Annotated in this window: 20 protein-coding genes, 2 tRNA genes and 1 other RNA gene; 11 read left to right on the plus strand and 12 right to left on the minus strand. The window is 61.4% G+C overall.

The features are described 5' to 3' along the window. Positions 1–315 precede the first annotated feature (315 nt). A complete protein-coding gene (locus D3261_RS08435) occupies positions 316–2,187 on the plus strand; it encodes a PINc/VapC family ATPase (protein ID WP_120071377.1) in 1,872 nt (623 codons plus the stop codon). Positions 2,188–2,526: 339 nt separating this feature from the next. Next, an RNA gene (ffs, locus tag D3261_RS08440) (signal recognition particle sRNA) lies at positions 2,527–2,840 on the plus strand. A gap of 345 nt (positions 2,841–3,185) precedes the next feature. Here the strand turns inward: ffs and D3261_RS08445 are convergent. Then, positions 3,186–3,596 (minus strand): hypothetical protein, encoded by a 411-nt coding sequence (locus tag D3261_RS08445; RefSeq protein ID WP_120071379.1) that lies wholly within the window; start codon positions 3,594–3,596, stop codon positions 3,186–3,188. Between the two features lie 86 nt (positions 3,597–3,682). On the opposite strand from D3261_RS08445, the gene D3261_RS08450 reads away from it, so the two are divergent. Continuing rightward, positions 3,683–4,018, plus strand: coding sequence for a DUF5798 family protein (locus D3261_RS08450; protein WP_120071381.1), 336 nt, complete (start codon positions 3,683–3,685; stop codon positions 4,016–4,018). A 6-nt stretch (positions 4,019–4,024) separates the two neighbouring features. On the opposite strand, the gene D3261_RS08455 is transcribed toward D3261_RS08450, so the two are convergent. Together D3261_RS08455 and D3261_RS08460 are read right to left on the minus strand one after the other, a co-directional pair. Further along, positions 4,025–4,432 carry a CoA-binding protein gene (locus D3261_RS08455; protein ID WP_120071383.1) on the minus strand — a complete coding sequence of 136 codons (408 nt, stop codon included), beginning with the start codon at positions 4,430–4,432 and terminating at the stop codon, positions 4,025–4,027. Between the two features lie 36 nt (positions 4,433–4,468). After that, entirely contained in the window at positions 4,469–5,308 is an 840-nt protein-coding gene (locus D3261_RS08460) for a geranylgeranylglycerol-phosphate geranylgeranyltransferase (protein WP_120071385.1), read from the minus strand. Between the two features lie 86 nt (positions 5,309–5,394). On the opposite strand from D3261_RS08460, the gene D3261_RS08465 reads away from it, so the two are divergent. The 3 genes from D3261_RS08465 to D3261_RS08475 all read left to right on the plus strand — a co-directional run bounded on the left by D3261_RS08465 (position 5,395) and on the right by D3261_RS08475 (position 7,816). Continuing rightward, positions 5,395–5,469, plus strand: a tRNA-Arg gene (locus D3261_RS08465). Between the two features lie 527 nt (positions 5,470–5,996). Next, entirely contained in the window at positions 5,997–6,260 is a 264-nt protein-coding gene (locus D3261_RS08470; RefSeq protein WP_120071387.1) for a hypothetical protein, read from the plus strand. A 164-nt stretch (positions 6,261–6,424) separates the two neighbouring features. Further along, complete coding sequence (locus D3261_RS08475; RefSeq protein WP_120071388.1) at positions 6,425–7,816, plus strand: APC family permease; 1,392 nt, start codon at positions 6,425–6,427, stop codon at positions 7,814–7,816. A 24-nt stretch (positions 7,817–7,840) separates the two neighbouring features. Here the strand turns inward: D3261_RS08475 and arcS are convergent, their stop codons facing one another. The 5 genes from arcS to D3261_RS08500 are packed head-to-tail and all read right to left on the minus strand — an operon-like array spanning position 7,841 to position 13,142. Then, entirely contained in the window at positions 7,841–9,583 is a 1,743-nt protein-coding gene (arcS, locus tag D3261_RS08480) for an archaeosine synthase subunit alpha (RefSeq protein ID WP_120071390.1), read from the minus strand. Next, positions 9,580–11,082: a tRNA guanosine(15) transglycosylase TgtA gene (gene tgtA, locus D3261_RS08485; protein WP_120071392.1), complete on the minus strand. Its 1,503-nt coding sequence runs from the start codon at positions 11,080–11,082 to the stop codon at positions 9,580–9,582. Before tgtA ends, arcS begins: the two co-directional genes overlap by 4 nt. A gap of 30 nt (positions 11,083–11,112) precedes the next feature. Further along, the gene (locus tag D3261_RS08490) at positions 11,113–11,676 is read right to left on the minus strand and encodes an NUDIX hydrolase (protein ID WP_120071394.1); all 564 of its coding nucleotides are present in this window, start codon (positions 11,674–11,676) and stop codon (positions 11,113–11,115) included. After that, entirely contained in the window at positions 11,673–12,560 is an 888-nt protein-coding gene (locus tag D3261_RS08495; protein WP_120071396.1) for an alpha/beta fold hydrolase, read from the minus strand. The genes D3261_RS08490 and D3261_RS08495 overlap by 4 nt, the downstream gene beginning before the upstream one ends. Before the next feature lie 54 nt (positions 12,561–12,614). Beyond that, positions 12,615–13,142, minus strand: a complete 528-nt coding sequence (locus tag D3261_RS08500; RefSeq protein ID WP_120071397.1) for a hypothetical protein — start codon at positions 13,140–13,142, stop codon at positions 12,615–12,617. Between the two features lie 718 nt (positions 13,143–13,860). Between D3261_RS08500 and D3261_RS08510 the strand changes: the two genes are divergently transcribed. Together D3261_RS08510 and D3261_RS08515 are read left to right on the plus strand one after the other, a co-directional pair. Beyond that, a complete protein-coding gene (locus D3261_RS08510) occupies positions 13,861–14,958 on the plus strand; it encodes a tyrosine-type recombinase/integrase (protein WP_158589365.1) in 1,098 nt (365 codons plus the stop codon). A gap of 939 nt (positions 14,959–15,897) precedes the next feature. After that, entirely contained in the window at positions 15,898–16,497 is a 600-nt protein-coding gene (locus D3261_RS08515) for a site-specific integrase (RefSeq protein ID WP_120071468.1), read from the plus strand. A gap of 1,634 nt (positions 16,498–18,131) precedes the next feature. Here D3261_RS08515 and D3261_RS08520 read toward each other — a convergent pair. The 4 genes from D3261_RS08520 to D3261_RS08535 all read right to left on the minus strand — a co-directional run bounded on the left by D3261_RS08520 (position 18,132) and on the right by D3261_RS08535 (position 21,857). Continuing rightward, entirely contained in the window at positions 18,132–20,255 is a 2,124-nt protein-coding gene (locus D3261_RS08520; RefSeq protein ID WP_120071403.1) for a DUF4209 domain-containing protein, read from the minus strand. Between the two features lie 276 nt (positions 20,256–20,531). Beyond that, positions 20,532–20,606 (minus strand) — tRNA-Val (locus tag D3261_RS08525). A gap of 40 nt (positions 20,607–20,646) precedes the next feature. Then, the gene (locus D3261_RS08530) at positions 20,647–21,180 is read right to left on the minus strand and encodes a cob(I)yrinic acid a,c-diamide adenosyltransferase (protein WP_120071405.1); all 534 of its coding nucleotides are present in this window, start codon (positions 21,178–21,180) and stop codon (positions 20,647–20,649) included. A gap of 218 nt (positions 21,181–21,398) precedes the next feature. Then, positions 21,399–21,857 carry a hypothetical protein gene (locus D3261_RS08535; protein WP_120071470.1) on the minus strand — a complete coding sequence of 153 codons (459 nt, stop codon included), beginning with the start codon at positions 21,855–21,857 and terminating at the stop codon, positions 21,399–21,401. Positions 21,858–22,004: 147 nt separating this feature from the next. Between D3261_RS08535 and tenA the strand changes: the two genes are divergently transcribed. The 3 genes from tenA to D3261_RS08550 all read left to right on the plus strand — a co-directional run bounded on the left by tenA (position 22,005) and on the right by D3261_RS08550 (position 24,800). Beyond that, entirely contained in the window at positions 22,005–22,664 is a 660-nt protein-coding gene (tenA, locus tag D3261_RS08540; RefSeq protein WP_120071407.1) for a thiaminase II, read from the plus strand. Between the two features lie 104 nt (positions 22,665–22,768). Beyond that, positions 22,769–23,836 carry a hypothetical protein gene (locus D3261_RS08545; protein ID WP_120071472.1) on the plus strand — a complete coding sequence of 356 codons (1,068 nt, stop codon included), beginning with the start codon at positions 22,769–22,771 and terminating at the stop codon, positions 23,834–23,836. Between the two features lie 67 nt (positions 23,837–23,903). Further along, the gene (locus D3261_RS08550) at positions 23,904–24,800 is read left to right on the plus strand and encodes a DNA adenine methylase (protein ID WP_120071409.1); all 897 of its coding nucleotides are present in this window, start codon (positions 23,904–23,906) and stop codon (positions 24,798–24,800) included. Positions 24,801–24,838 lie beyond the last annotated feature (38 nt).

A 24,838-nucleotide genomic window follows, 5' to 3' on the forward strand; every position in this document is an offset into this window, starting at 1 on the left:
CGGAGGGGGTGCGGTGCGGCCGTAAGCGGTTGGCGCGCGCTCGCGGTCGTGCGTGAGTGAAACGAACGCCGATCGCGAACACTGTGCGAGGGATGACTAAGGCGAGGAGCGAAGCGAACGAGCCGAGGGAATCGGCTGGGGAGGCGTGTGGCTGATGCGGGGTGGTAGCCAGTAGTGATTGTACTGCGAGCGACCGTAGGGAGCGAGCAGCCTTTTTAGTCCAGGTTTTTGCGAGGAGTGGTTCGCCGAAGGCGAACCCGACGAGGAAAAAAGTGGTTGAACATCCTTATCCGTTCTGCGGGCCGATGTGCGGGCATGACTATCGTCCCGGACACGAGCGCGGTCATCGACGGCCGCGTGTCCGACCGCGTCGAGAGCGGGGCGGCCGACGGCGCGACGGTGCTGGTCCCCGAGGCGGTCGTGGCCGAGCTCGAATCCCAGGCGAACGACGGGGTCGAGACGGGGTGGAACGGGCTCGCCGAACTCGAAGCCCTCGTCGAGCTCGCAGCCGACGACCGGATCGAGCTCGAATACGTCGGTCGGCGACCCGCCGAGACCGAGCGCGCGAGCGCCGGCGAGGGGGCCGTCGACGCGCTGATCCGCGACCTCGCCGCCGAGCACGACGCCACGCTGCTCACGAGCGACCGCGTCCAGAGTGAGGTCGCGCGGGCGAAGGGGCTGGCCGTCGAGTACCTCGAACCCGAGGTTCGGACGGTGGAGGGCCTCGACATCGAGCGCTTCTTCGACGACGAGACGATGAGCGTCCACCTCAAGACGGGGGTGGTGCCGATGGCGAAGCGAGGGTCGATCGGTGGAATGCGCTTCGAGGCCGTGAGTGAGGAGCCGCTTTCCGAAGCCCAGCTCACCGAGTGGGTCGAGGAGATCGAGCTCGCGGCGCGGACGTCGAGCGAGGGGTTCACCGAACTCGACAGACACGGTATGACGATCGTGCAGTACCGTGACTACCGGATCGCGGTGGCGCGGCCGCCGTTCGCCGACGGGATCGAGATCACCGCCGTCCGACCGATCGCGGCGACCGAGCTCGACGACTACCAGTACGCCGACGACCTCCGCGAGCGCCTGCTCGACCACCAGCGCGGCGTGCTCGTCGCGGGTGCGCCGGGTGCGGGGAAGTCCACGCTCGCCGGGGCCGTCGCGGGCTTCCTCGCCGACTCGGACTTCTCGGTGAAGACGATGGAGAAACCCCGGGACCTCCAGGTGGGCCCCGACGTGACGCAGTACACCGCGCTCGACGGTCGGATGGAGAACACCGCCGACGCGCTCCTGATGGTCCGGCCCGACTACACCATCTACGACGAGGTCCGGAAGACCGAGGACTTCTCGGTCTTCGCGGACATGCGGCTCGCGGGCGTCGGGATGGTCGGCGTGGTCCACGCGACGCGCGCGATCGACGCCGTCGGGCGACTCGTGGGGCGGGTCGAGTTGGGGATGATCCCGCAGGTCGTCGACACGGTCGTCTACGTCGAGGCCGGGGAGATCGACACCATCTACGACATCGAGACCGAGGTCAAGGTCCCGGAGGGGCTGGTCGAGGAGGACCTCGCGCGACCCGTGATCCGGGTGACGGACGCCGAGACCGGCGAGCCGGCCTACGAGATCTACAGCTTCAACCGGCAGGTCGTCACGGTGCCGGTCGGCGAGGAGACCGACGACTCCGGGGTGGACCGGATCGCGAAACAGGAGATCGAACGGGAGATCCGGTCGGCGGCGCGCGGGAACTGCGAGGTCGAACTCCGCGGGTCGAACACCGCCGTGGTCTACGTCGAGGAGTCGGACATCGCGACCGTCATCGGCAAGGGTGGCGGTCGGATCACCGACATCGAAAATCGACTGGGGATCGACATCGACGTTCGGACCTTCGACGAGCGCCCCGGTGGACGGTCGGGAGGATCGAGCGGCTCCGGTGGCGGCAGCAGTAGCGATGGCAACACCAACGGCAGCGCGTCGGGCGAGATCGTCACCCCCGAGATCACCGGCCGCCACGTCGTGATCCCGATGGAGGGCCACGCGGGCAACACCGTCGAAGTCCAGGCCGACGGCGAGTACCTCTTCACCGCGACCGTTTCGCGTGGAGGCGAGGTGCAGGTCTCCCGGGGGAGCGCCATCGCGGAGGAGCTCGAAGCCGCCATCGACCGGAATCGCCAGGTCACGGTCGCGCCGTCGTAATCCGGCGTGAAAGCGAGTTTTGCAACGTTGCGGCGGCGGTGCGGGCCTGGCGGATGAAGGGCGAGCCGCACGAGCGAACGCAGTGAGCGAGTAGCGACTGAAAGGAGCGCGCGGCGAGGGCTTCGGCGGTGGCGGTGCTGTGCGGTTGCGGAGTCGATAGTGATTCTACCGCGAACGAGCCGGAGGCGAGTGAGCGGGCGCAAGCGCGACCAACGGGAGCGCGCAGCGCTTTTGATCCACATTTTGCCAGGGAGGCCGCGAAGCGGCCGACCGCAGCAAAAGGTGGGGATGCAAAAGGTGGGTTTCGAAAGGTCCTTATGGTCGACTCGGCTATCCTGAAATCGGACTAGGTCGGGCAGTTAGGCCCTGCTCGCAACCCGCACTACGGTCTTCAGCGGGGGCCGAATTCCGGGTGCGTCCGCGCCGACCGGCGCGGGCCCCGCAAGCCAACGTCGAAGCCTCGTCCGTCGGGGGCGGCGGTCCGCGGCTGTTCGTCTGCAGGGACGACCCGCCGCGGTTAATCGGCGGCAGCCCGTCAGGCACGGAAGTGAGCAGCGGACCGCCGGACAGCCGTCGCTCGCCGGATCGCGGGGTGGAGGAGGCACGCGGGCTTCCCCGCGCCGGAACGCCGGGCAACCCCGGGTCGTCCACTTCCCACCTTTTGCTACGCTCAGTCGCATCGCTAGCGCTCGCTCCTTCACTCGCAAAATGTGGATCAAAAGCGCGTCGGGTTCCATGCGGTCACCCTCGCGCCCGCTCACTCACTGCGTTCGCTCGCGGTGAGATCACTGACCACCTCCGCGACCGCCACCGCAACCGCACAGCACCGCCTCCGCCGAAGCCCTCAGCCCACTCACTCCGTTCGCGGGCTTCGCCCTTCATCCGCCAGGAGAGCACAGCTCTCCTGAGCCTCGGTTCGCGCCTGCGGCGCTCACCGAGACGCCAGGCCCGCACCCACCCCCGCACCGCAGTCGCCTGGCGGCGACCGCACCACCCGACTACACCAGGCCGAGTCCACGGGCATACCACGCCCCGCTCGCGGGGACCACTAGCGAACAGAGGGCAAGCACCCAGCGGTGATATTCGAGGGTGGAGTCGGTCGAGAGCTGAAAGACGACGGCCTCCGGGACCGTGAGCGCCCAGACCAGCGAGACGAGCGCGACCACGATACCGAAGATGAGTGCCACGCCGGCGGCGGTCGCGGGGTCGGTCCGACCGGCGCGACCGGCGGCGAAGACGACCACGGCGACGGCGGCGAAGAGCCCGCCGACGAGCGGGGTTATCGCACCCGTGGCGTAGTAGGTGCCGGCGGCCCCCGCCTCGGTGGTGAGGTACGGGACGACGAGCGCGACCAGCACCGCGAGACAGCCGACGACCCCGACGACCGGGGCGACCCGCGAGGCGTTCATGGGGTCGATTCCGGTGGGCGGCGTCTTAATCGGCGCGTTCGACGGGCGAACACAAAAGCCAGGTAACTCCACCCCAAGAAAGGGACATGGGACTCGGAAACACCGCGAAGAAACTCCAGCGCGTCGTCGACATGGCCGAGACGCTCTATCAGAAGATCGACGAGCTCCGGAGCCAGGTCAACGAGGTCAGAGAGCATGTCGAGGCCACGAGCCAACGCGTCGAGCGGATCGAACGCGACCTCGACGACCAGCGCGCGGTGCTCGACGCGCTGGCACACGAACAGGGGATCGACGTCGACGCGGTCGCGGCCTCGGCGGCGATCGAGGAGGCCGAACCCGGAAAGACGGTGGCCGACGCCGAAGCGACGGACGGCACGACCGACGACGCACCGACGTCCGACGACACCGCCACCGCCGAGTAGTTTTCCTTAGCCGAGCCGCTGGTGTTCGACCTTCATGCACTTGTCCTCGACCACTCGTCGACCAGCGTCCTCGGCGCGCTGGGTCGCCTCGGGGTCGCGGATGCCGAGCTGAGTCCAGATGACGCCCGCGTCGTCGCGGTCGAGCGCGTCGTCCACGATCCCGCTCACCTCGTCGCTCGGCCGGAACACGTTCACGATGTCGATCGCCTCCTCGACGTCCACGAGCGAATCGTAGGCCCGACGGTCGAGTACCTCGTCGGCGGTAGGATTGATGGGGATCACGTCGTAGCCGTGGTCGAGGAGATACCGTGGGATCTCGTGGGCGTCCTTGCCGGGCGTCGACGAGCAGCCGACGACCGCCACGGTGTCGAGGTCGAGGATCGTCGCGAGTTCGTCGTCGTCCGTGATTGGCATACCCTTCCCTACGCGCGGCGACGACAAAAAGACCCCCTACAACGCTACCGCGAGCCGCCCGACCACGAACGCGCCGCCCGCGAGGAACATCGCGTAGCTCAGCCGTTCTTGACCCGTCGTCGGGTCGGTGAAGCTGTTGACGGCGGCGATGGCCATCACGAGGTCCGCGACCGCGACGACCGCGAGGTAGGGCCAGCCGAGGGTACCCTGGAGGTAGGGCAGGGGACTCGCGAGGAGCGCGACCGCGAGGAGGAGGACGGCGACCCAGAGTGCGGGCCGCTCGCCCACTGCGATCGGGAGGGTGTTGAGCCCCTCGCGACGGTCGCCCGCGACGTCCTCGACGTCCTTGATGATCTCGCGGGCCACAGTTGAAAGCGCCGCGAGCGCGAACAGCACGACGACCGCGCTCGTGACCCGCCCGACCGCCGCCGCGCCGAACAGGAAGGTGCTTCCGCCGAGGTAGCCGACGACGACGTTGCCGACCCCCGGTAATCCCTTGAAGAACTCCGTGTACGCGACGAGCGCGACGAGATTGATCACCGCGATGGCGATGGCGAGCGGCGGGAGGGTGAGTGCGAGGACGACCGCGCCGACGAACAGGAGGAGGCTGAATCCGAGCGCCTCCCGCGAGGTGACCGCACCGCGGGGGATCGGCCGGTCGGGCTGGTTGATCCGGTCGATCTCCCGGTCGAAGTAGTCGTTGATGGTGTTGCCTGCGGCGGTGGCGAGCACGGTCGCGCCGGCCGCCGCCACGACCGCCCCCCAGGTTCCGAGCCCGCTCGCGACGAACGCACCGACGAACGTCAGCGCGCCCGCCGCGACGGCGTTGATCGGACGCGTGATCTCGACGAAGCCACGAACCCGCTCGCCGGTCATACGAGGAGTCCCGCCGGTGGCCGAATAAACCACCCGGAACGCGCCGACCGCGGGATTTAACTATGGCTCGTGGATACGGCTGGTGAGGGCGCTTAGCTCAGTTTGGACAGAGTACTTGGCTTCGGACCAAGCTGTCGCGGGTTCAAATCCTGCAGCGCCCATGATTCTGCGACGAACGGACGTGAGGAGCGAATCATGGACCGCGAGGGATTTGAATCCCGCCGGTCGCAGCGCCGAGCGAAGCGAGGTGACCGTCCGGCATCGGTTCAAATCCTGCAGCGCCCAGTTGTCCTCCGAACGACAGTGAGGAGTGGCAACTGGACCGTGAGGGATTTGGATCCCGAGAGACGCAGCCGTGAGCGAAGCGAGCAGACCGTCTCTCTCCGGTTCAAATCCTGCAGCGCCCATGATTCTGCGGGTTACTTCGGTTCACCGGACGGTGTAGGGGTACTGACGAATCGTACCAGTAGCCCGAACAGAGATTCGGACCCGTAGCGAAACGGCCCCTTCGTTGTCGTGCGTTCCACGAGTTCAAGCATTCGGGTATCGATACACCGCAGTCCACCCATCGTTTCGGCCCGTTACCCTCGTTTTCTCGCTTCGGTCTACGGGCTTCGCTCCGTGTGGAGGTGCAGCGGAACCACGCTCCGAAAGGCAGACTTTTAGCTATCGTAATAGTATCACCGATATGCCGGTCAGTGGACAAGATTGGGAGGAAGACGGAGTGAAAAGAAACTCCATCGTCGGGAAGATCTTGAGATTCTTGGAAAACGATCACCCGAGAGCGCATAGCATCAGTGACATAATGGTGGAGTTCAAGGAGAAGAACAGCGACTTTCCCGATCGGGAGTATATCGCTGTCAGAGTTGAGCTATTGTTGAACAGTGGAGATATCGAAGCTCGATATATAGAGGACGAGGACCGTTTCTACTACCGGTCTGCAGAGAGCTAGTACAACCCGTCACCTCTTGCGAGGGTATTCAGTGTGCCGTCGGAGACCGCTTACGAGGGATGCGACCGAACGCGCCCCGGGAACCGTCCCAGTTCCTCTACGCGTGACTTCGACGACCGTTTCGCCGGCGAAGGACTAAACGACTGTCGGGCGAACGGAGTTCCGTGTCGGACGAACTCACGGAAGACGTTTTGCAGGGTGTTCTCTCCCGGTGGCAGCTGTTCGCCATCGGGTTCGGGGCGATCGTGGGGTGGGGTTGGATCATCCAGATGGGCTACTGGATCGACGCGGCCGGACCAGTGGGTGCGACGCTGGCGTTCGCCGGCGGTGGCCTGCTCGTCGTGTTCGTGAGCCTCGTCTACGCGGAGCTGGTCTCGGCAATGCCGTACGCGGGCGGCGAACACCACTACAGCCTCCGGGCGTTCGGCCCGAAGGTCTCGTTCGCGTGTAGCTGGGGGCTGCTCCTCGGCTACGTCGGGGTCGTCGCCTTCCAATCGATCGCCCTCGGCGTCGCGGTCTCGTATCTGATCCCGGACTTTCGGATGTTCGAACTCTGGACGATCCTCGGTCAGCCGGTCTACGGGAGCGTGGTCGCGGTCGGACTGCTCGGGGTCGTCGGCGTCACCGCCCTCAACTACCGAGGCGTCCGGCCGACCGCCCAGCTCCAGCTCGTGCTCGCGGCGGTCGTCGCGTTCGCCGGACTGGTGCTCGTCACCGGCTCGCTCACGATCGCGCCACAGGTCTCGAACCCGCCCTTCGCGGGCGTCGGCCTCGCCGGGGCCTCGGTCGTGGCGATCCAGGTCCCGGGGCTGTTCGTCGGCTTCGACGTGATCCCACAGGCCGCCGAGGAGGCCGACACCTCGCCACGCTCGCTCGCCATCGTAGTGTTGCTCACGGTGGTCACGGTCGGCGTGTTCTACATCGTCAGCATCTGGTCGGCGGGGCAGGTCCTCCCGGCGGCCGTGCTCGGCGAGAGTCCGGTCCCCGCGGCCGCCGCGATGACCGCGGTGTTCGACAACCCGCTCGCCGGGAAGCTCATGACGCTCGCGGGCATCGCCGCCCTCCTGACGAGCTGGAGCGCGTTCCTGATCGGTGCGAGCCGAGTGATCTTCGCGATGGCCGACTCGGGGATGCTCCCCACCTCGCTCGCGACTATCCACCCGGAGTACAACACCCCGTCGCGTGCGGTGCTCCTCATCGGCGGGGTCACCGCGCTCGCGCCGTGGCTCGGGTCCCAGATGATCTCCTCGATCATCAATGCCAACTCGCTCGGGATCGTCTTCGCGTGGATCCTCGTTAGCGCCTCCTTCCTCTACTTGCGCTACGACGAGCCCGAGATGGACCGACCGTTCGAGCTCCCCGCCGGTTACCTGTTCGGCGGTCTCGCGCTGGTCGGGTCGGTCGCCTTCTTCGCGCTCTACCTCCCCGGTGCACCCTCCGCGCTGGTCTGGCCGAAGGACTGGGCGATCGTGCTGGTCTGGGCGATCTTCGGGCTCGTCCTCTACTCGATCTCGCGCGCCTCGACCGACGCGACCGTTCGCGAGGGGACCAACTGACCGGCGGCGAAATCGGGAATCGCGTCAGCGCTCCTCGACGTGGCGCACCTCGACGGCGATCCCGCGCGTGCTCTCGGCCATCTCGGGGCCGTTCATCTCGGCGCGCCCGACCGCGAACGCCTTCGGGCCCGAGACCACCACCTCGTCGCCGACGCGAATCGCGTCACTGGCGTCGACGATCCCTGGCGCGAGCACGCTGCCGTGCGGGACGAAGCCGTCGATCTCGACGGTTCGCGTCTCGACCTCGCTCTCGACCCAGCGACGGCCACCGGCGAGCGTGAGCGCGAGCACGCCGTACTGAGGAACCATCGTGGCGAGGTGGTCGTCCTCGCTGACGCGGAGTTTCGGGTAGCGGCCTTCGGTGGTTATCTCACCAAAGAGCGCGTCGCCCGCCCCCGCGCCGAACTGGTAGTCCGCGAGCGCGCGCACGGTGTTGTGCTCGCGTTCGCGCTTGCCGAACTTGGGCTCGCCCTCTAACGTGCTCGCGAGGTTCGCGAGCGAGTCGGCCGTCGTGGGGTGGGCCTCGACGGTGTACTCGAACTCGATGTCCAGCGAGTCCTCGACTTTCTCGGTGATCTGACGGTAGTCGTCGGGGACGTGGGCGATGACGCGGGGATAGTCGTTGCGAGCGAGGTAGGCTTCGAGCACCGAGGCGACGAACTCGACCTCGCCGGCGGTCCACTCACCCGTGACCACCGAGTCGTAGTGCTGGGCGGGATAGGTGGTTTCGAGCTCCTGGGGCACCACCCCGATGGGCGAAGTCATCGAGACGGTGTGAGCACGGAACCCGGTCGCGTCGTGGAACTGACCGTGGCTCTGGGATTCGCTGTAGGGTTTCGTCGCCGAACACGGCACGAGAACGAGGGGGTTCGAGAAGCGATTCTCGTAGCGGGTCGTCACCCGGTCGGCGAAGCGCTGGATCTCGACCCGCCGGAGGCTCTCCTCCGAGGCCGCCAGCAGGTCGGCACGACGGATCACCGGCGTCCGTTCCTCGAGGTAGGCGTACTGCTGGTCGAGCCGTCTGAACGCGGCGGTGAGCCACGCCGCGTGGCGCGCCTGGCCTTCCAGATAGTCCCGGAGCCGCCCGCGGCGGATCCGCTCGCGGACCACCCCGAGTTCGGCCCGGAGCGCGTTGACGTTGTGCGCGGCGCAGTCGGCCCGGTCGAACTCGTCCCTCGGTCCCCGACACGCCGGGCACGCACACGGGAGTTCGGTGAGGTCTTCGAGGAAGTGCTCGCCCTCGCGGGTGAGGTACTTCCCCTGCCTTCCCTTCACCTCCGCGCGCGTAGTGTCGAGGAGGTCGACACCGGCGTAGGCCAGCAGCGCGGCGTTCGCGGGCGTCGCCACCCCCGAGCAGTAGAGCGCCGTGTCGGCGGGGGTCGCGTCCTTCACCGCGAGGATCCCCTCGACGAACGCGCGCGCGTGGCCGACGAGACCCGGCGCGTCCGAGAGGACGTAGGCGTCGGTGCCGCGGTCGCTCGCGGTCGTCGTCGAGACCACCGCGGCGCTCGGGCCGTCGACGTCGGTCGGGTCCGTATCGAAGGCCGTCTCGACCTCCTCGGGGGTGCCAGCCGGTGCCGCCCGGTGGGGGAGCACCGTGAGCTCGCCTGGGTCGCCTTCGGGGGCGTCGCGCTCCGTCGACCAGAGGCTCCCCGCATCCGCCACGACCTCGTCACAGAGCGCGGGCGTCGTCAGCGGCTCGGTGAGCCGGAGTTCGCCGATCCGGGCCGCACCGTCGCGCTCGTGAACCTCGAAGAAGGTAGTCATAATTCCGTCTCACCTTCCGCGTCGTATTCGTCCGTCGATCCCAGCCGCTCGACCGCGACGCGGTCCGGAACCCGTGAGAGCGCGCGTGCCGGCCAGCCGTGGTGGGCGAGCGTGAACTCGACCGCCGGATTCGCCGCGACGAGTTTCGCGACTCCGCGGGCCGCTTGCTCGTAGGCCGCGTCGTCGAGCCGGTCGGGGACCTCGGCGGTGAGCGGGTAGCTCTCCGAGAGCGCGCGGGGGAATGGGCCGAACGGCGGCACCACCCGCCAGGAGTCGTCGAACGCGTCGTTCTCGTCACCCTCGGTCAGTAAGACTGATCCCTCGACTGAGAGCCGCGAAAGGCGGTCGTGGTGGCGGCGAACTTCGGGCCGGCGGGCGCTCTCGCCCGAGAGGTAGAAGAAGGCGTCCTTCGAGGCCGGATCGGACGCTTCGAGCTGGTCGGCGTGGTCGAGCAGCGCGCGGTAGCCGTCGAGCATCGCGGGGTGGCCACGCGCGCGGGTCTCGACGAGTTCGAGGAGGTTCCCGCGGCGGATCGCCTGCTTGATCCGCCGGAGTTCGCCGAAGCTCACGTGGAGGTTGTGCTCGGCGAGGCGGGTCTCGCGTTCGTCGTCGCCCAGTTCCTTGATCTCGTCGGCAGTGTGTTCGACGCAGACCGGGCACTCACACGGGAGGTAGTCGAGGTCCGCGAGGCGCTCGGTGCCCCGCACAGTCAGGTAGCGGTCGTCGCGGGCGTAGAGCGCGTAGGCCGCCGAATCGAAGAGGTCACAGCCGAGCGCGACCGCGAGCGCGAACATCATCGGGTGGCCCGCGCCGAAGAGGTGGACGGGGGAGTCCGCACCGAGCCCGCGCTTCGCGGCCGCCACCACGTCCACCATGTCGTCGTACCGGTAGCCGTTCAGGAGGGGGACCACGGCTCCCACCGGAAACAGGTCGAGACCGGTCGCGACGGCGTCGCGACCCGCCGCCTCACGGAGGTCCGGATAGGTGGAGCCCTGGACGGGCGCGTTGACCAGCATCTCGCCGGTGTCGACTTCGCCAACGGATTCGAGCCGCGACTGGGTCGTCGCGAGGTCGGCCTCGGCGCGCTCGCGGTCGGCGTCGGGCGGCGTCGGGAGGTCCACCGGGGTTCCGATGTCTGATCCGATCCGGTGCTGGAAGTCGAGGATCTCGGTGCTCGTGGTGTCTATCTCGCCGTATTCGGCCAACTGAAACGAGCCCGAATCGGTCATGATCGCGCCGGAAAAATCGAGGAGTTCGTGGAGCCCGACGTCGAGGGCGGCCTCGCGGAGGTCGTCGTTCTTCGAAATGATATAGCCGTTAGTGATACATATCTCCGCGCCGAACTCGGTTTCGAGTCGTTTGGGGGAGACGGTCTGGAGGTTGGGGTTGATGACCGGCATCAGCGCGGGCGTCTCGACGGTTGTATCCGACCGAGGAACCCGGAGTTCGCCGATTCGCCCCCCGACGTCGGTGCGTCGGAGTTCGAAAACGTCGTTCATGCCCGGGTTCGACCGCCGCGCGGTCTAAGGCTACCGCTCTGGTTCGTCGAACCGGTCGTGGTAGAGCAAACAGAGCGCGCTCCGGCCGTCCCGGAGGTCGTCGGTCGCGAGCGCCGACAGCAGGTCGTCGTAGTCGGCGGTCTCGACCCGGATCGACTCGTCGTCGTCGAGGTTCCGCTCGCCCGTCGGTCGACAGTCGTGGGCGACGAAGTGGTGGTGGACGGAGTTCGCGAGCCCGTTCAGCGGTTCGACGGTGGTGAGCCGTTCAACGCGCTCGGCGACGTGACCCGTCTCCTCTTCGAGTTCGCGTTGCGCCGCGACCGCGGGGTCCTCACCGGGTTCGATGGTGCCCGCCGGCAGGCCGCGATTGGTTCGTCCGACCGCCTGCCGCCACTCCTCGATGACGACGACCTCGCCGTCCGGTGTGAACGCTAGCACGACGACGGCTTCGGGTTCGTGGACGGTGTCGAACCCTGTCTCGGTGCCGTCCGGCAGCCGGACCGACTCGTGGACGACCTCGAACGCCTGGCAATCGTAGGCCGTCTCGGTGCTCAACGTCTCCCACGCCTGCGGATCGCCGTCCTCGTCGCTCATACGTCCTCTTCGAGGAACTCGCACAAGAGCTCGTTCACCCGGTCCGGCGCGTCGTTCTGGACCCAGTGGCTCGCGTCCGGGAGGTGCTCGACGCGGAGGTTCGAGACCCAGCGGTCGAGCCCGCGCGTCAGACCGACCCCGAGCGCGGCGTCGCGGTCGCCCCAGACGAGCAGTGTCGGCACATCCGTTCGCGTGGTCCGGTCGGGCGGGCCGAGCCGGCCGAGACGACGGCGAAGCCGCGTCCGGACGAGCGCGCGGTAGTAGTCGAGCGCCGCCCGGAGCGCCCCCGGTCGGGCTATCGCGCGGCGATACCGCTCGATGTCGCCCGCCGAGAACGCCTCGGGATTCGTCGGCCCATTTTCGAGGAGCCGCCGGAGCCAGCCGTACTCCCCTCGTTCGAGGAAGAACTCGGGAAGCTTGGGGATCTGGAAGGCCCCGGCGTACCACGAGCGCCGGACCTGTCGCGGCGAGCGGAGTTCGCGCGCGAGGGCATCGAGGTGCGGCGCGTTGCAGACGGCGAGCCGGTCGAGAACGTCGGGATGGCGATGGGCGAGTTCCCAGGCCACGACACCGCCCCAGTCGTGCCCGACCACCGTGGCGCGCTCGTGCTCCGTACCCCGGATCAGTTCGACCACGTCCCGCGTGAGGTGAGTCAGGCGATACGGCTCGATGCTGGGTGGTTTCGACGAGCGGTTGTAGCCCCGCATGTCGGGCGCGAGGACGTGATAGCCCGCGGCGGCGAGGTGGTCGATCTGGTGTCGCCAAGCGTACCAGAACTCCGGGAAGCCGTGGAGGAGGACGACGAGCGGGTCCGTGGGGTCGCCCGCCTCGACGTAGTGGAGGACGACCTCCGAGAGGTGGGCGTAGCCGTGCGTTTCGTCCATACGGGAACCAGTGATGGGCGGTCGATAAACGATCTGTTGCGATACGAAATAGGATCAAGACAAGATTCGAAGGACGACCCAGGCGGAGAGATAGCCGGCAGCGACGCCGATGCCGACCACGAGACCGACGACGGCGAAGGCGGCGACGGCGAAGGCGAATCCGATGGCTAACCCCAGAACGATGAAATACGTCACGACCACGACGAGCGAGGCGGGACCGAGCGAGGTTCCGGTTCGAAGGGGGAAGACCGCGACCCAGACCGCTCCGACGAGATAGCAGCCGAACGCCGTCAGCAGTGGGACGGCGAGGACACCACCGACGACCTTCAGATCGTCCGTTCGGGACGAGAGACCCCACCGACGCAGGAGGACGACCGCGAAGAAGACCGCGAGAAACGAGGGGACGGTCAGTGTTTCGAGGTGGTAGATCGGTGTCTCGCCGATGACTTTGTAGAGCGGAACGAGTGCGGGCGAAGCGACATTGTATTCGTCGGTGAAGAACGGAACGACGACGTATCTGAGAAGTCCGACGAGAGAGGTCGTCAACCCACCAAGGATGCCGAGCGCCACGCTGCGATCCATCGGAATCGAACGGCTCGGAAACATATTATTGGCTTTGTTTTCCCTGTTATCTTATGTATATCCGTCTGTGAGGCCGATCAGGGGATGCAGCCGAGGGAGGACAGTCGGGGCACCAGATAGGACAACGAAGAGTCAGTAGCATCCACAGAACCAGCTAAACCAAGCCTAGGTACTGATATCGCCGATACCCATAGAGAAGCAGAATTGGGGTAAACAGAGCGCCAAAAGCATACAGAAAACTTGGGTTCCATTCGGATTCGGAGCCTCGAATGGCTCGAATATCGAGTATCCAGCAGGCTGCCATAGCAAACACGATGACGATGTTCAGGCCGAGGAGGAGAAACGAGGTGTCAGGTGGACTCTGGGTCAAATACAGTACAAGCAGAACGACGATGCCGATGGTAGCATACCACCAATGAGAGTCAACTGAAATCCGGCTACGGGACATAGACTATTCTCATTTGCTCGACTAATAAACTTCGTCGCAATGCGGTTCAAACGTTTCGTAGACGCCCGTTCATTTGAGTAAGTGACTCTCTTCAATGGTGATGCCAGATCGCGCTGGTTGATTGGTGAAAGAGCCGCTGCTGTCTGTTGATTTACGAGCAATAAGGAAGTTGATGGGTCGGGGCGGGTTTCACGAAGCTACTTAATAGTTTGTATGCCAGCAATCAGAGCCTGCTACAAACGTCTTATAAGCTCGAAGCCCTTATATGTATTGAAGGCCGCACACCCCTTCAGCATCGAAAAAACCACCACACAGCGAGCGATTCGCAAGAGATCCAATATGAAAGATCTTCAACCAAAGGTGGTACAAGAAGGGTGCACAGAATACGTCGAAAGTCGCAAAGATGAGCTTGCGCCAAGTAGCGAAAGAAACATTAAAAGCCGTCTCAGGAAGGTGGTTGCATGGGCCGATGAGCAGGGTATCGATACCCTTGATAAAATCGGTCGGAAAGACTTGTTTGACCCTGAGGGCCACGAAGATATAGCGGGATACCTGAAAGACGAAGGTCTCGCTAAATCGACACGGAACAATCATCTCTGCACAGTGAGGGGTTTCCTCCGATGGGGTGAGCGTGCTGGATACGTCCAGATGGGTTCATCGGGGATTATCAAACCCCCGAAGCTCAAGGACAACGAGGGTGTGAGAGACACATTCATCGAGGCCGAGCGCGCCAAAGAGATACGGAAACATCTTCGAAAATACAAGCATGCTACTGCTGAGCATGCCCTATATTCACTTCTGTGGAGGACAGGAATGCGGATAGGGGCGGCTCACTCCCTCGACTTGAGCGACTGGTATCCTCGTGATAGGTACGTGTTAATCGAGCATCGACCCAATCAGGGAACCACTCTCAAGAACGGGAAGGGAGGTGAGAGGACCATCCGTATCTTCGATGATAACTTGGCCGATGCTCTTGATGAGTACATAGCCGTCAATCGCCCTGATGTGACAGACGATCATGGGAGGGAGCCGTTGTTTGCGACCAAACATGGTAGAATGCATGGTAGCACCTTACAATCGAAAGTATATGGTGTGACGTCATGCCGATATGTGGGTGATTGTTCCGAAGGAGATGCGTGCCCTGCATATAATATTGAGCATGCCAGCAAGTGTGAGTTGTCAGTCTCGCCTCATGCTATGCGTCGATCAGCAGTGACTCACCAACTCAACCAAGACGTGGAGCAGAGTGTCTTGTCAGGGAGAGTTGATATGAGTACCGACACTATGGATAAGCACTATGACGAGCGCCGTCATACCAAAAAGATGAATCAGCGTGCCGAAGGACTCAGCGGATTGATGAACGACTGAATTGTCCGAGAGCGCCTGAGATTGGCTTGAGATTGCCGCTGTAATTTTGCGAGTGGTTCTTATCGTATTTTGGCAGAACGTCTTACAAGCCAATCTGAGCCGTTTGGTGGGGAATCGTATTATCGAGCGAGTCCCCCCCACAGTCCTACTCTGACAGAAGCAGGGCAGCCGTAGAAGGCCTAAGGCTGGATTCTATGCGGTTCTGAGGGGGGTTCATGAGGTGATATGCCACTCAGCGTATATAGTGATCCTTGAAGTCGAGCGGCCTGCTCACAGGCTCTATCCCTCGATCAACTTTTCGGACCTCCCGTCTTACCAACAATATTCTTCGATAAGTTGGAAGCTGGATTCCTCAAGTGTCGTTGTCGATACTCTCAGATGGGTCTAATTGTCAGATTTGCAGGAGCCATCTCTACCCAAATTGATTATATGCCAACAGCAAGTTCGTATCATATGACTATAACCGGAATAGTGTTCTATCTACTCTCAGCAATAGCGCTGATACTACTCATACGAGCTATCAACACGTACATAAGATGGATTGCTAACAGGTAGCGCATTACCCTGCCAGAATCTGAGTTGTGAAAATTTTTGAGACAGGGCGGTTCTCTGGCGCTGTAACTCTTGTAACATGTGTAACCACTTGCTCGGATGAGATTTTAGACCGAGATTCGCTATCGGGGTGGCCCGATAGGATTCAGTGAACAACCGTTATAGTTTAAAAACATCTGGTACTTCTCGCGCTCGACTGAGATTTGTTGCTCACCTGAAAGGAGCGTGATTCTCGACAGATTCGCGGTAAACGCCTTGTATCACAAAGCGGGTATTGCTCGGAACATCGACCCTCTGAGAAGGTTGAATACCCCGCTTGAGCGATTCCATGAACATCAGTCGGCCCAATCCAAGGGACTAAATGCGCGGATTGTCTACAAAGCGTGTATGGTTCGAAGCATCGATGATTCTGGTTCGCAGGTGAAAGTGTGGTTAGACTATCCCGATGATGTGGATCTCCTCGCAGGCGAGGCCCGAGAAGCTGATTGGAAGCGGAGAATTGCCGTTCTTCTCATGGGAAAAGTAGGGCTTCGCGCGAGTGGTGTGCAATCCGCTAAGCCTGCTGGCCTCAGCTACAATGAGGAAGGCGATTATTGGGAAATTCAAGTCAGGGGTAAGAACACCAAAGGCGGTGAGAAAACCACTCGCCAAAGTTATGTCCCTACCTCAGTCAAGAGAGAGCTTGATAACTTCGCCACAGAGCGTGACATTCGTCCCTCAGAGCCTTACGTCAATGTTTCCATAGATAGCATTCGCCGATGGGTGCGCGAAGCAGCGGGCAATCTGACGGATTCTGATGAACGCTGGCAACACGTTTCAAGTCACGATCTCCGACGAGCATGGGCTAATCATCATCTTGTAGAGAAGGAGGTTTCCGTTCGAGTCATGATGGCAATTGGTGGTTGGTCCTCCTACGATGCGATTGAGCCATATCTGACGCAACCATCGAGCGAGAAAATCGGTAATGAATTGAACGCGCTTCATTGAAGAAGAAGTTTCATCGACAAAGTATATTGAAGAAGATAATTCTTTAAAGCTAACTATTGTTGAATTGCACGATTCGTAACATTTAAATAGTCACAGACCGTAATACTTATATAGAGTAATCGAACATCGCTTCACCCTTCGCTATCTCTTTGAAGGGGAAACAGGTAGAAGAACCGAATTACCCTTGCTGGGGAGCAGGACTAACTTCGAGTGAATATAGGTGCCGATCCTACTTAAGCTTTTCGGTGATTTCTCTCCTTGTGGGAACCGTTGCTCATGAAGGAAACTGAGTAAATCGCAAACAAATCGCAACACGGCGGCCGTATCGCAACTACAATTAGAGAAGCTTCAAGTCCTCGCAATAGAGGCGGGCAAGTACCTCGGCTCAAGTGTTGGCGACCCTCTCCCGATCACTGAGCTAAAGCTTCAAGCAGAGGCGAATGGTTATTCATCGGCAGAGGTGTCGGCTATGCTTCGAGCAGAGGGCATAGCAGGCGCTCAGACTGTCCCTGTTCCGAGACAGGGGAATCTACTCGGAGAATTGTGGGCGACGGACTCGAAGCAATCTGAGGCGACTGAGAGCAAATCAGAGGATGGGGAGGGAGGGGATGGTACTCTACAGAGGTTCCGTGACTGGTTACAGGGGCGCGAAGAATCCGACCAAAGCCATGCTTACACTCGAAAGAGGGCTAATCGCTGGTTCGCCAAAGCGAAGGACATTGATAGAAGCTACATTCACGACTTTGAGGAGTTTTCGACTGTCCTTATCACATACTGTCGAGGGGTTCCGAAAGAGGGCGAGTCGATAGCTGAGCATGCTCAGAGGTTCCTCCCTCGGAAGATTAATCGGCGGCGGCGAGCTTGCCTGAAAGAAGCAGCGGGCTTCGAGGAATACTCAGGGTTATCGGTCCTCGCCCCAAAATCGCCGGTTAGAGTACCGTATGCTTCCGCCCCATTTACTCATCAACACGATTTCATATGGACTCAGGGCCATATCTCAAAGGATGCTTTCTCCCCCTTGAAGCAGTACGACGAGTGGGATATTCACGTCTCAGTCGAACATCACGCTTCCGATGAAGTAGCGACACCGACTCATGTTCTCGAAAGAGGCGGTGGCATGGATGCCGAGAGAGGCGCAACCACGGCCTTGACGCAAGAATTGGGGGCAAACCTCCCTCTCCTAACCTGTCGCTTCGACGCAAGAGGCGCGCCTCAGTATGTCGAGAGGTGGGCGGCAGCCCTTCGAGCAGGGACGGATGACTCATTCGAGACAGGCGGGATCTCACGCTTCCAGCAGCTCGGGGGATTCGCGGATCGAGCTGATAGATGGAAAGCCCGCCGCGCCTTGTCGGAGGGAGTAGGCCGCGCCCTGCGCCTCTCATCGGAGCTTGAGTACCATCCTCTCTCTCCCCATCAACCCGAACCTGCTGATATTCCACAAGAATCGTCGGAACCCTCGTTCGACTTATCGGAATCTCCGCCGTCACGCTGCTCGCCCATTGAAGCAGAGTCGGAGTTCACCTTTTCGGAAGGCAGAGTACCATACTCTGTCGCCCCATCAGAAGACAGCGGCCCCTCATTCAATCTAAGACACTTTCCGCGACTCGGGAGAGGTGGGACAGTTGCCTAACACGCTAATCGATTGACGAAACAGCATCTTCGGACTGCTTGATACTTCCACCATCTTCTAACTCGTGGAATGCCATCCTCGCAGTTGACTCGTCGATTCCTACTGTCCTTGCTCGCTCAAACACAGATTCCTTCTGAACCTCATCAGATTCACCATTAGAAAGGTCATTAATTATCCATAGAAGATCGTCCATGATTTTTTCGTCAGTAAGCCATGTGTATTCTACATCAGAGGGAATCTCGATATATTCACTACCCAATAAGTTGATTCTTGAACGAATTTCTTCTTCACTCAACCCGAAATGACCAATTTTATATCGTGAAATTTTTCCTCTTTCCACAAATAACTCTATTACATCTTCGTTTCCATGATTTCTGATGACAACAAATGAATGCCGATCATTCGATTCACCATACCCGACAATTCGTCTATTAAGATCTGTATAAAGTGAAAGATCTGTTTCCTCACCGTAATTTGTAGCTTTAGCTCTTAGAGTTGTTTCTGGAGGTCCAAATGCGCGGAGAAATGCCGATGAATTTATTTTCATGATAACTCGTATGATATCACACATCGTCAATATCGCATTGTAATAGTGAGCATTTGCGTACCTTAGTTGACCATGTGCGGCTCGATTACGCAAATTCATTCCTTCTCGGCTCGTGTAACGCCATCGAAGATAAGTAGAATAATCTTCGTCGAAATAGTCATCCATACGGAAGAGTCCGCCAAGATTTTGTTGTTGAGTACCATGTTCCATATTCGTGTAGGCAGTCCGATCCACAGCCCCCAGAGAGTCCACAATAGCACCTTCTATATGTGGTAATGCCACGAACAAAGACTGGATGTAGTTCCCATCAAATAGGTCGCACAATGCTTCTGTCAGAAAAGCTTCTTTATCTGAAGATAGCGAATTGCTAACTCGAAGCATTACTATGAAATCTCGAATAGTTAGATGGCCTTCTTTTATTAGCTGATAAAAAGCACTGGCCGCAGGATCCATCAGGCTGAGCGCCTTTCTTCCGTAATTATTTGGTATATCTTCTGTATTATCCATTGGATTCGTAGAAAGAGTGTTGTATTCTGGAGATATTATTTTTCTTGATATCATATTTTGCAAGACAAATTGTTCGCTGTTTAGTCGCATTCTGGTCACATCTGGGATCAATGCTTCAGAAACAATTATGTGGTATAAGGCACAGGTAGAGTTATATTTGTACTTTAAATTCTTGAAGCTTTCTACAATAAAATCTCTATTTCTATCCATTTCATCATAGATGTCTTCCATGATATCCCCATCATACTCGACGTTAGGAAGATTCTCCAGATCCATTTCGACCATTTCTTCTTCAGTACCCTTCTTCCGTGCTTCCAAAGCTTCTTTTTTCCATCGCTCTTCCTGTTCTTCACCCATATACTGACCAAATTCATTGATACCACTCCGAAGAACATCTGCTTTTATCAAAGAACTCCGTTCTTCTTGCCAATCTGCCTCTTTCCGGTATGTGTCAATCAGATCAGATTCTATGGACTTTGTGTCTTCTCCGTAGTTGATCTTCAAAGAATGAAGTTTCCGAAGGTACGATCTTTCTGTATCAAAATCATTTGACGAACGGGAATCTTCAATTCCATCTTCGACAAGCCTCACCCACTCGTCTTTTCGCTCATCACTAACGTCGCCTAAGTTACCTCGGATTAGATCGATGATGCGTATAACCCTACTTGAACTGACGTTCTTGCGATTGTCGAGCAAATATGATAATGTATCCTTCACTTCTTCATCCGCGTCATGACCACTCATTCCATATTTAAGATTTATCGTCAGATAATGGTATTCTGCGACTATGTTGTACCACTCGTCACTGAGAGCTTGGTCAATTCCATCTTGAAGTAGTGGCAAGACATCTTGTACAGCTTGAAATTCTCCATCAATACGCCACTTTCTAACGAGATTATATATTTCAAAAATATTGATATTATCATCTATCTGGGCGATTTCTTCGTCAATATCCTCATTTATTTCTTCACCCTGCTCTAATTCGCTGAATATTCGATCCAATTCCAAAGCGAGATGAAAGTCTTTTTCAGGATTATTTCTTGCGTTGTCTAATGAATGTTGAAGTCGCCCCATGTTTGGTTAAGTATTAGTCTTTGACAATTTATAACCTGCGGATTGTGGTACAAACTGACACAACACATGTGGGTGTAGGTCTCCTCCAATTGGTTTTCTTAGCCTGCTGGACAATGCTTTTGCCAACACAGAGCATACTTGTGGATGAATCGTCCGCAGTATGGTGGTTTGACCTCAACCCATGAAGGAACTTGCCAGAATCAATCGGCCAAAGTGCTTCCGCACTTATATGGACAGCAGAGCCGTCCTGTCCTTAGTTACCGGCTTTGTTTCGAGTGGGCCGGGGCGGATTTGAACCGCCGACTTCCTCCGTGTGAAGGAGGTATCATAACCAGCCTAGATCACCGACCCTTCACCCGCCCTTTCCGACCGCGAATCATAAGCGTTGTCTTCAGTAGTCGGGCGCTTCCTCGCTCACCCCGTCGCGTTGGTTCACGACGCGCGCGAGGGTGAACAGGAGGTCCGAGAGTCGGTTGAGGTAGACCAACGCGTGCTCGTTGACGGGTTCCTCCTCGGCGAGCGCGACCGCGCGGCGTTCGGCCCGCCGGCAGACCGCCCGGGCGTGGTGGAGTCGCGCGCCGTTGTCCCCGCCGCCGGGGAGGATGAACGACCGGAGCGGTTCGAGTTCGTCGTCGTAGGCGTCCATCCAGGTCTCCAGCGCCTCGACCCGGTCCCCGTCCATCTGTGGGTCGTCGTCGTCGGGGTCGGGGTTCGCGAAGTCGGCCTGGACGACGTGGAGGTGGTTCTGGACCGCGCGAAGGTGGTCGTCGACGTCCTCGTAACCCGTCGGGCGCACCCGCCCGACGAGGGCGTTCACCTCGTCCACGGTGCCGTAGCTCTCGATCCGGGGGCTCGTCTTCGGGACGCGGTCCATGGTTCGGAGGTCGGTCAGCCCCTCGTCGCCACGACCCGTATAGATCGGCATACCCCACCCACGGTCGACGACGACTTATATCTCGGCCGACCCCAGCGGGTGACGGCCGGACTTGATTGCTACCGTATCCACGATGGTTTTATTATGAAGAACAGTGGAGGTTCGGTGGGGAGTGAGGCTGATCCAGTCACCCGGTCCGTGTTGCTCACTTCCCGTCGTTCGTTGTCCCGCTCGAAAAGAGGCGTACTCGGCCGACCGAGACCGTTCGATTACTCGATGGAGACGTCGTCGTCCACCGGGTCGTCGAACGGCGCGTCGTCGACGTCGTTCCCGCCGACCCGCCGTCGACCGGCGAACACGGCGTACACGACCGCGGCCAGTGCCCCGAGGAGGGCGGCACGGATGCCGACGCGCCGACCCGTTCGTTTCGCGCTCGCCACCCGGTGGCTCAACATGATCGAGCGCGACGTCTCGACCGTGGCGACGACCTGGCGACCGTCCTCGGTTTCGGTGGTTTCGATATCCGTGATGGTCTCGCCCTTCCGACCGTCGATCTCGAAGTCGGGTGCCAGCTTCTCGACCGCCTTCTCGAAGGCGATCGCTCGCGGTCCCTCCTCCGATTCTCCTTCGGATTCCTCGGCGACCGGCTCGTCGTGCTCGCTCTCGCCCGTCTCGACGTCGATCGTGACCGGATCGGTCTCGTCCGCCGTCTCAGATGAGTCCGTCATGACACCACAGTTGTCCCCCGCCAACTACTAAAGATTTCGCCGGCACGTGCCGAGGATCACGTACTTTCACGCACATCACGGCATCTCAAGCCGTTATTATCTGGTAGTACCATCAAAGTATATGTGGATCGACCACGAGGTGCGCGTATGGCGTTCAGCGACGACCTCCTCGACTCGCATGCGGCGCTCTGGGACGCACAGAAGGCCCACCCGTTCGTGGTCGAACTCGCCGAGGGGAGCCTCGACGAGGCCGCTTTCCGACACTGGGTCGAGCAGGACTACCGGTACCTCCTCGACTACGCCCGTACGTTCGCCATCGCGGGTGTCCGGGCCCGCGACGAGACGACGATGACCCGACTGCTCGGGATCGCACACACCACCCTCGCGACCGAACTCGACCTCCATCGGGAGTTCGCCGCCGACTACGGACTCACTCCCGGTGACCTCGAAACGGTCGAGAAGACGCCGACCTGCGTCGCGTACACGAACTACCTCCTCCGAGTCGCCCACCAGGGCTCGTTCGCCGAGATCAGCGCGGCGGTCTACCCCTGCGGCCAGGGCTACCTCGATATCGCCGACCACATGGCCACGATCGCGACCGACGACCACCGCTACACGCCCTTCATCGAGAAGTACACGAGCGACGAGTTCCGCGAGACGGTCGCGTGGATGCGGGCGTTCGTGGACGAGTGTGCCGAGGAGTACCCGAGCGAACGCGACGCGATGCGGGCGGCGTTCGAGCGGAGCGCCCGGCTCGAAGCCGCCTTCTGGGAGATGGCCTACACCCAGGAATCCTGGCCGATGTGAGTTAGGAGCGCTCTCGACCGTGGTTCGGGTCGGTGACCAGTGAGCCGCGACGAGGGCCCGAAGCCGCCGGAACCGTCATGCTTCGGTACCGCGAACCCACCCCCATGTCGTTCTACGACCGGGTCGCCGACCTCCCGCTGTCGGTCGAGGAGAGTTCGTTCGAGCGCCGCGAGCGCGAGACGTCGAGCGGGTTCGCCCGCGCGACGACGGTGTTCTCGCTCGCCGGCGACGGTCACGTGGGTCGCGGCGAGGACGTGACCTACGAGACCGACGAACACGACGCGCTGGCCGAGGCCAACCCTACCTGGAACCTCGCCGGCGAGTACACGCTGGACTCGTTCTCGGACGCGCTCGACGAGCGCGACCTGTTCGTCGGTCGCGAGCCCGAGCGGGCGGACTTCCAGTACTACCGCCGGTGGGGGCTCGAAAGCGCCGCGCTCGACCTGGCGCTCCGCCAGGCCGAAACGGACCTCGGGAGCGTACTCGACCGGCGGTACAACCCCGTCCGATTCGTCATCAGCACCCGACTCGGCGAGCCACCGACCACCGAGCGCGTCGAACGGTGGCTCGAGATCCAGCCCGACGCGGAGTTCAAACTCGACCCGACACCGGACTGGACCGACGACCTGATCGAGAGCCTCGCGGCCACCGGCGCGGTCCGCATCCTCGACCTGAAAGGCGACTACGAGGGGACGGCGGTGGACAACCCGGTCGACCGCGAGAACTACCGGCGCGTGCTCGACGGCTTCCCCGAGGGGGTGATCGAGGATCCGCGACTCACCGAGGAGACCCGCGATCTCTTCGACGGCGAGGAGGGCAGGGTGAGCTGGGACCACCCGATCACGGGTGTGGCGTCCATCGAATCGCTGCCGTTCGAGCCGCGCTGGCTCAACATCAAACCGTCCCGGTTCGGCACCGTCGAGTCGCTGCTCGACAGCATCGAGTACGCCCTCGAACGCGACATCCAGTGCTACGGCGGCGGCCAGTTCGAGCTCGACGTGGGCCGCGAGCACATCCAAACGATGGCGTCGCTGTTCTACCCCGACGGCCCGAACGACGTCGCGCCCGGCGGTTACAACGCGCCGGAACCGCAGACGGGGCTGCCCGAGAGCCCGCTCGTCGCGCCCGCCGCACCCGCGGGGCTCGGGTTCGTCGACGAGGACGAGCCCTGACACCGGACCCGTTCGGCGCGTTCGAGCGGGTCGTTTATGAGGCGGAGCGGAGCAGATCCGACATCGAATGGCGAGACCGATCCTGAAGTGGGCCGGCGGGAAGCGGCAGCTCCTCGATGCGATCTACGACCGGTTCCCGCGGAGCTACGACCGCTACCACGAGCCGTTCCTCGGCGGTGGCGCGCTCTTCTTCGACCTCACGCCCGAGGGCGGGACGGTCAACGACACCAACCCCCGGCTCGTCAACTTCTATCGGCAGGTCCGGGATAGTCCGGACGGGCTCGTCGCACGCCTCGAATCGTTCGACGACCCGGAGGCCGACCCCGTCCCGGACGAACCGTTCGCGGACACTGATCGAAAGGGAAAGCCGATCGAGAACTACTACTACCAGAAACGCGCGCAGTTCAACTGCCGGCCGGCGGGCGAGGCGTTCGACCCGCTGGAAGAGGCCGCCCTGCTGTGTTATCTCAACCGAACGGGCTACAACGGGCTCTACCGGGAGAACCGTAGTGGGAGGTTCAACGTCCCGATCGGGCGATACGCCAACCCCGACTGGGTCCGGCGCGAGGCGATCCACGCGGCGAGTCGCGTGCTCGCCGACACCGAGGTTCGAAACGAGGACTTCGAGTACGTGCTCGACGCGGCCGAGCCGGGCGATCTAGTCTACTTCGATCCCCCCTACGAACCGATGAGCCCGACCGCGTCGTTCACCGACTACAGCGCGAGCGGGTTCGGGCAGGACGGCCAGGACCGACTCCTCGACACCGCGGCGGCGCTCGACGACGCGGGGGTGGACGTCATCCTAAGCAACAGCGGCGTGTTGGCCGAGCGGTACGAGCAGCGGGGGTTCGACGTGGCGCTCGTGGGCGCGACGCGGGCGATCAACAGCGATCCCGACAATCGGGACGAGGTCGACGAGCTAGTCGCGACGAACGTGCCCCCCGGGAAACGAGCCGAGCGGTGACGGCGGGGACGACGAGGGCGGGAAACCCGACGGGATAG

It is taken from the genome of Halococcus sp. IIIV-5B (assembly GCF_003602035.1).
GTDB lineage: Archaea > Halobacteriota > Halobacteria > Halobacteriales > Halococcaceae > Halococcus > Halococcus salsus.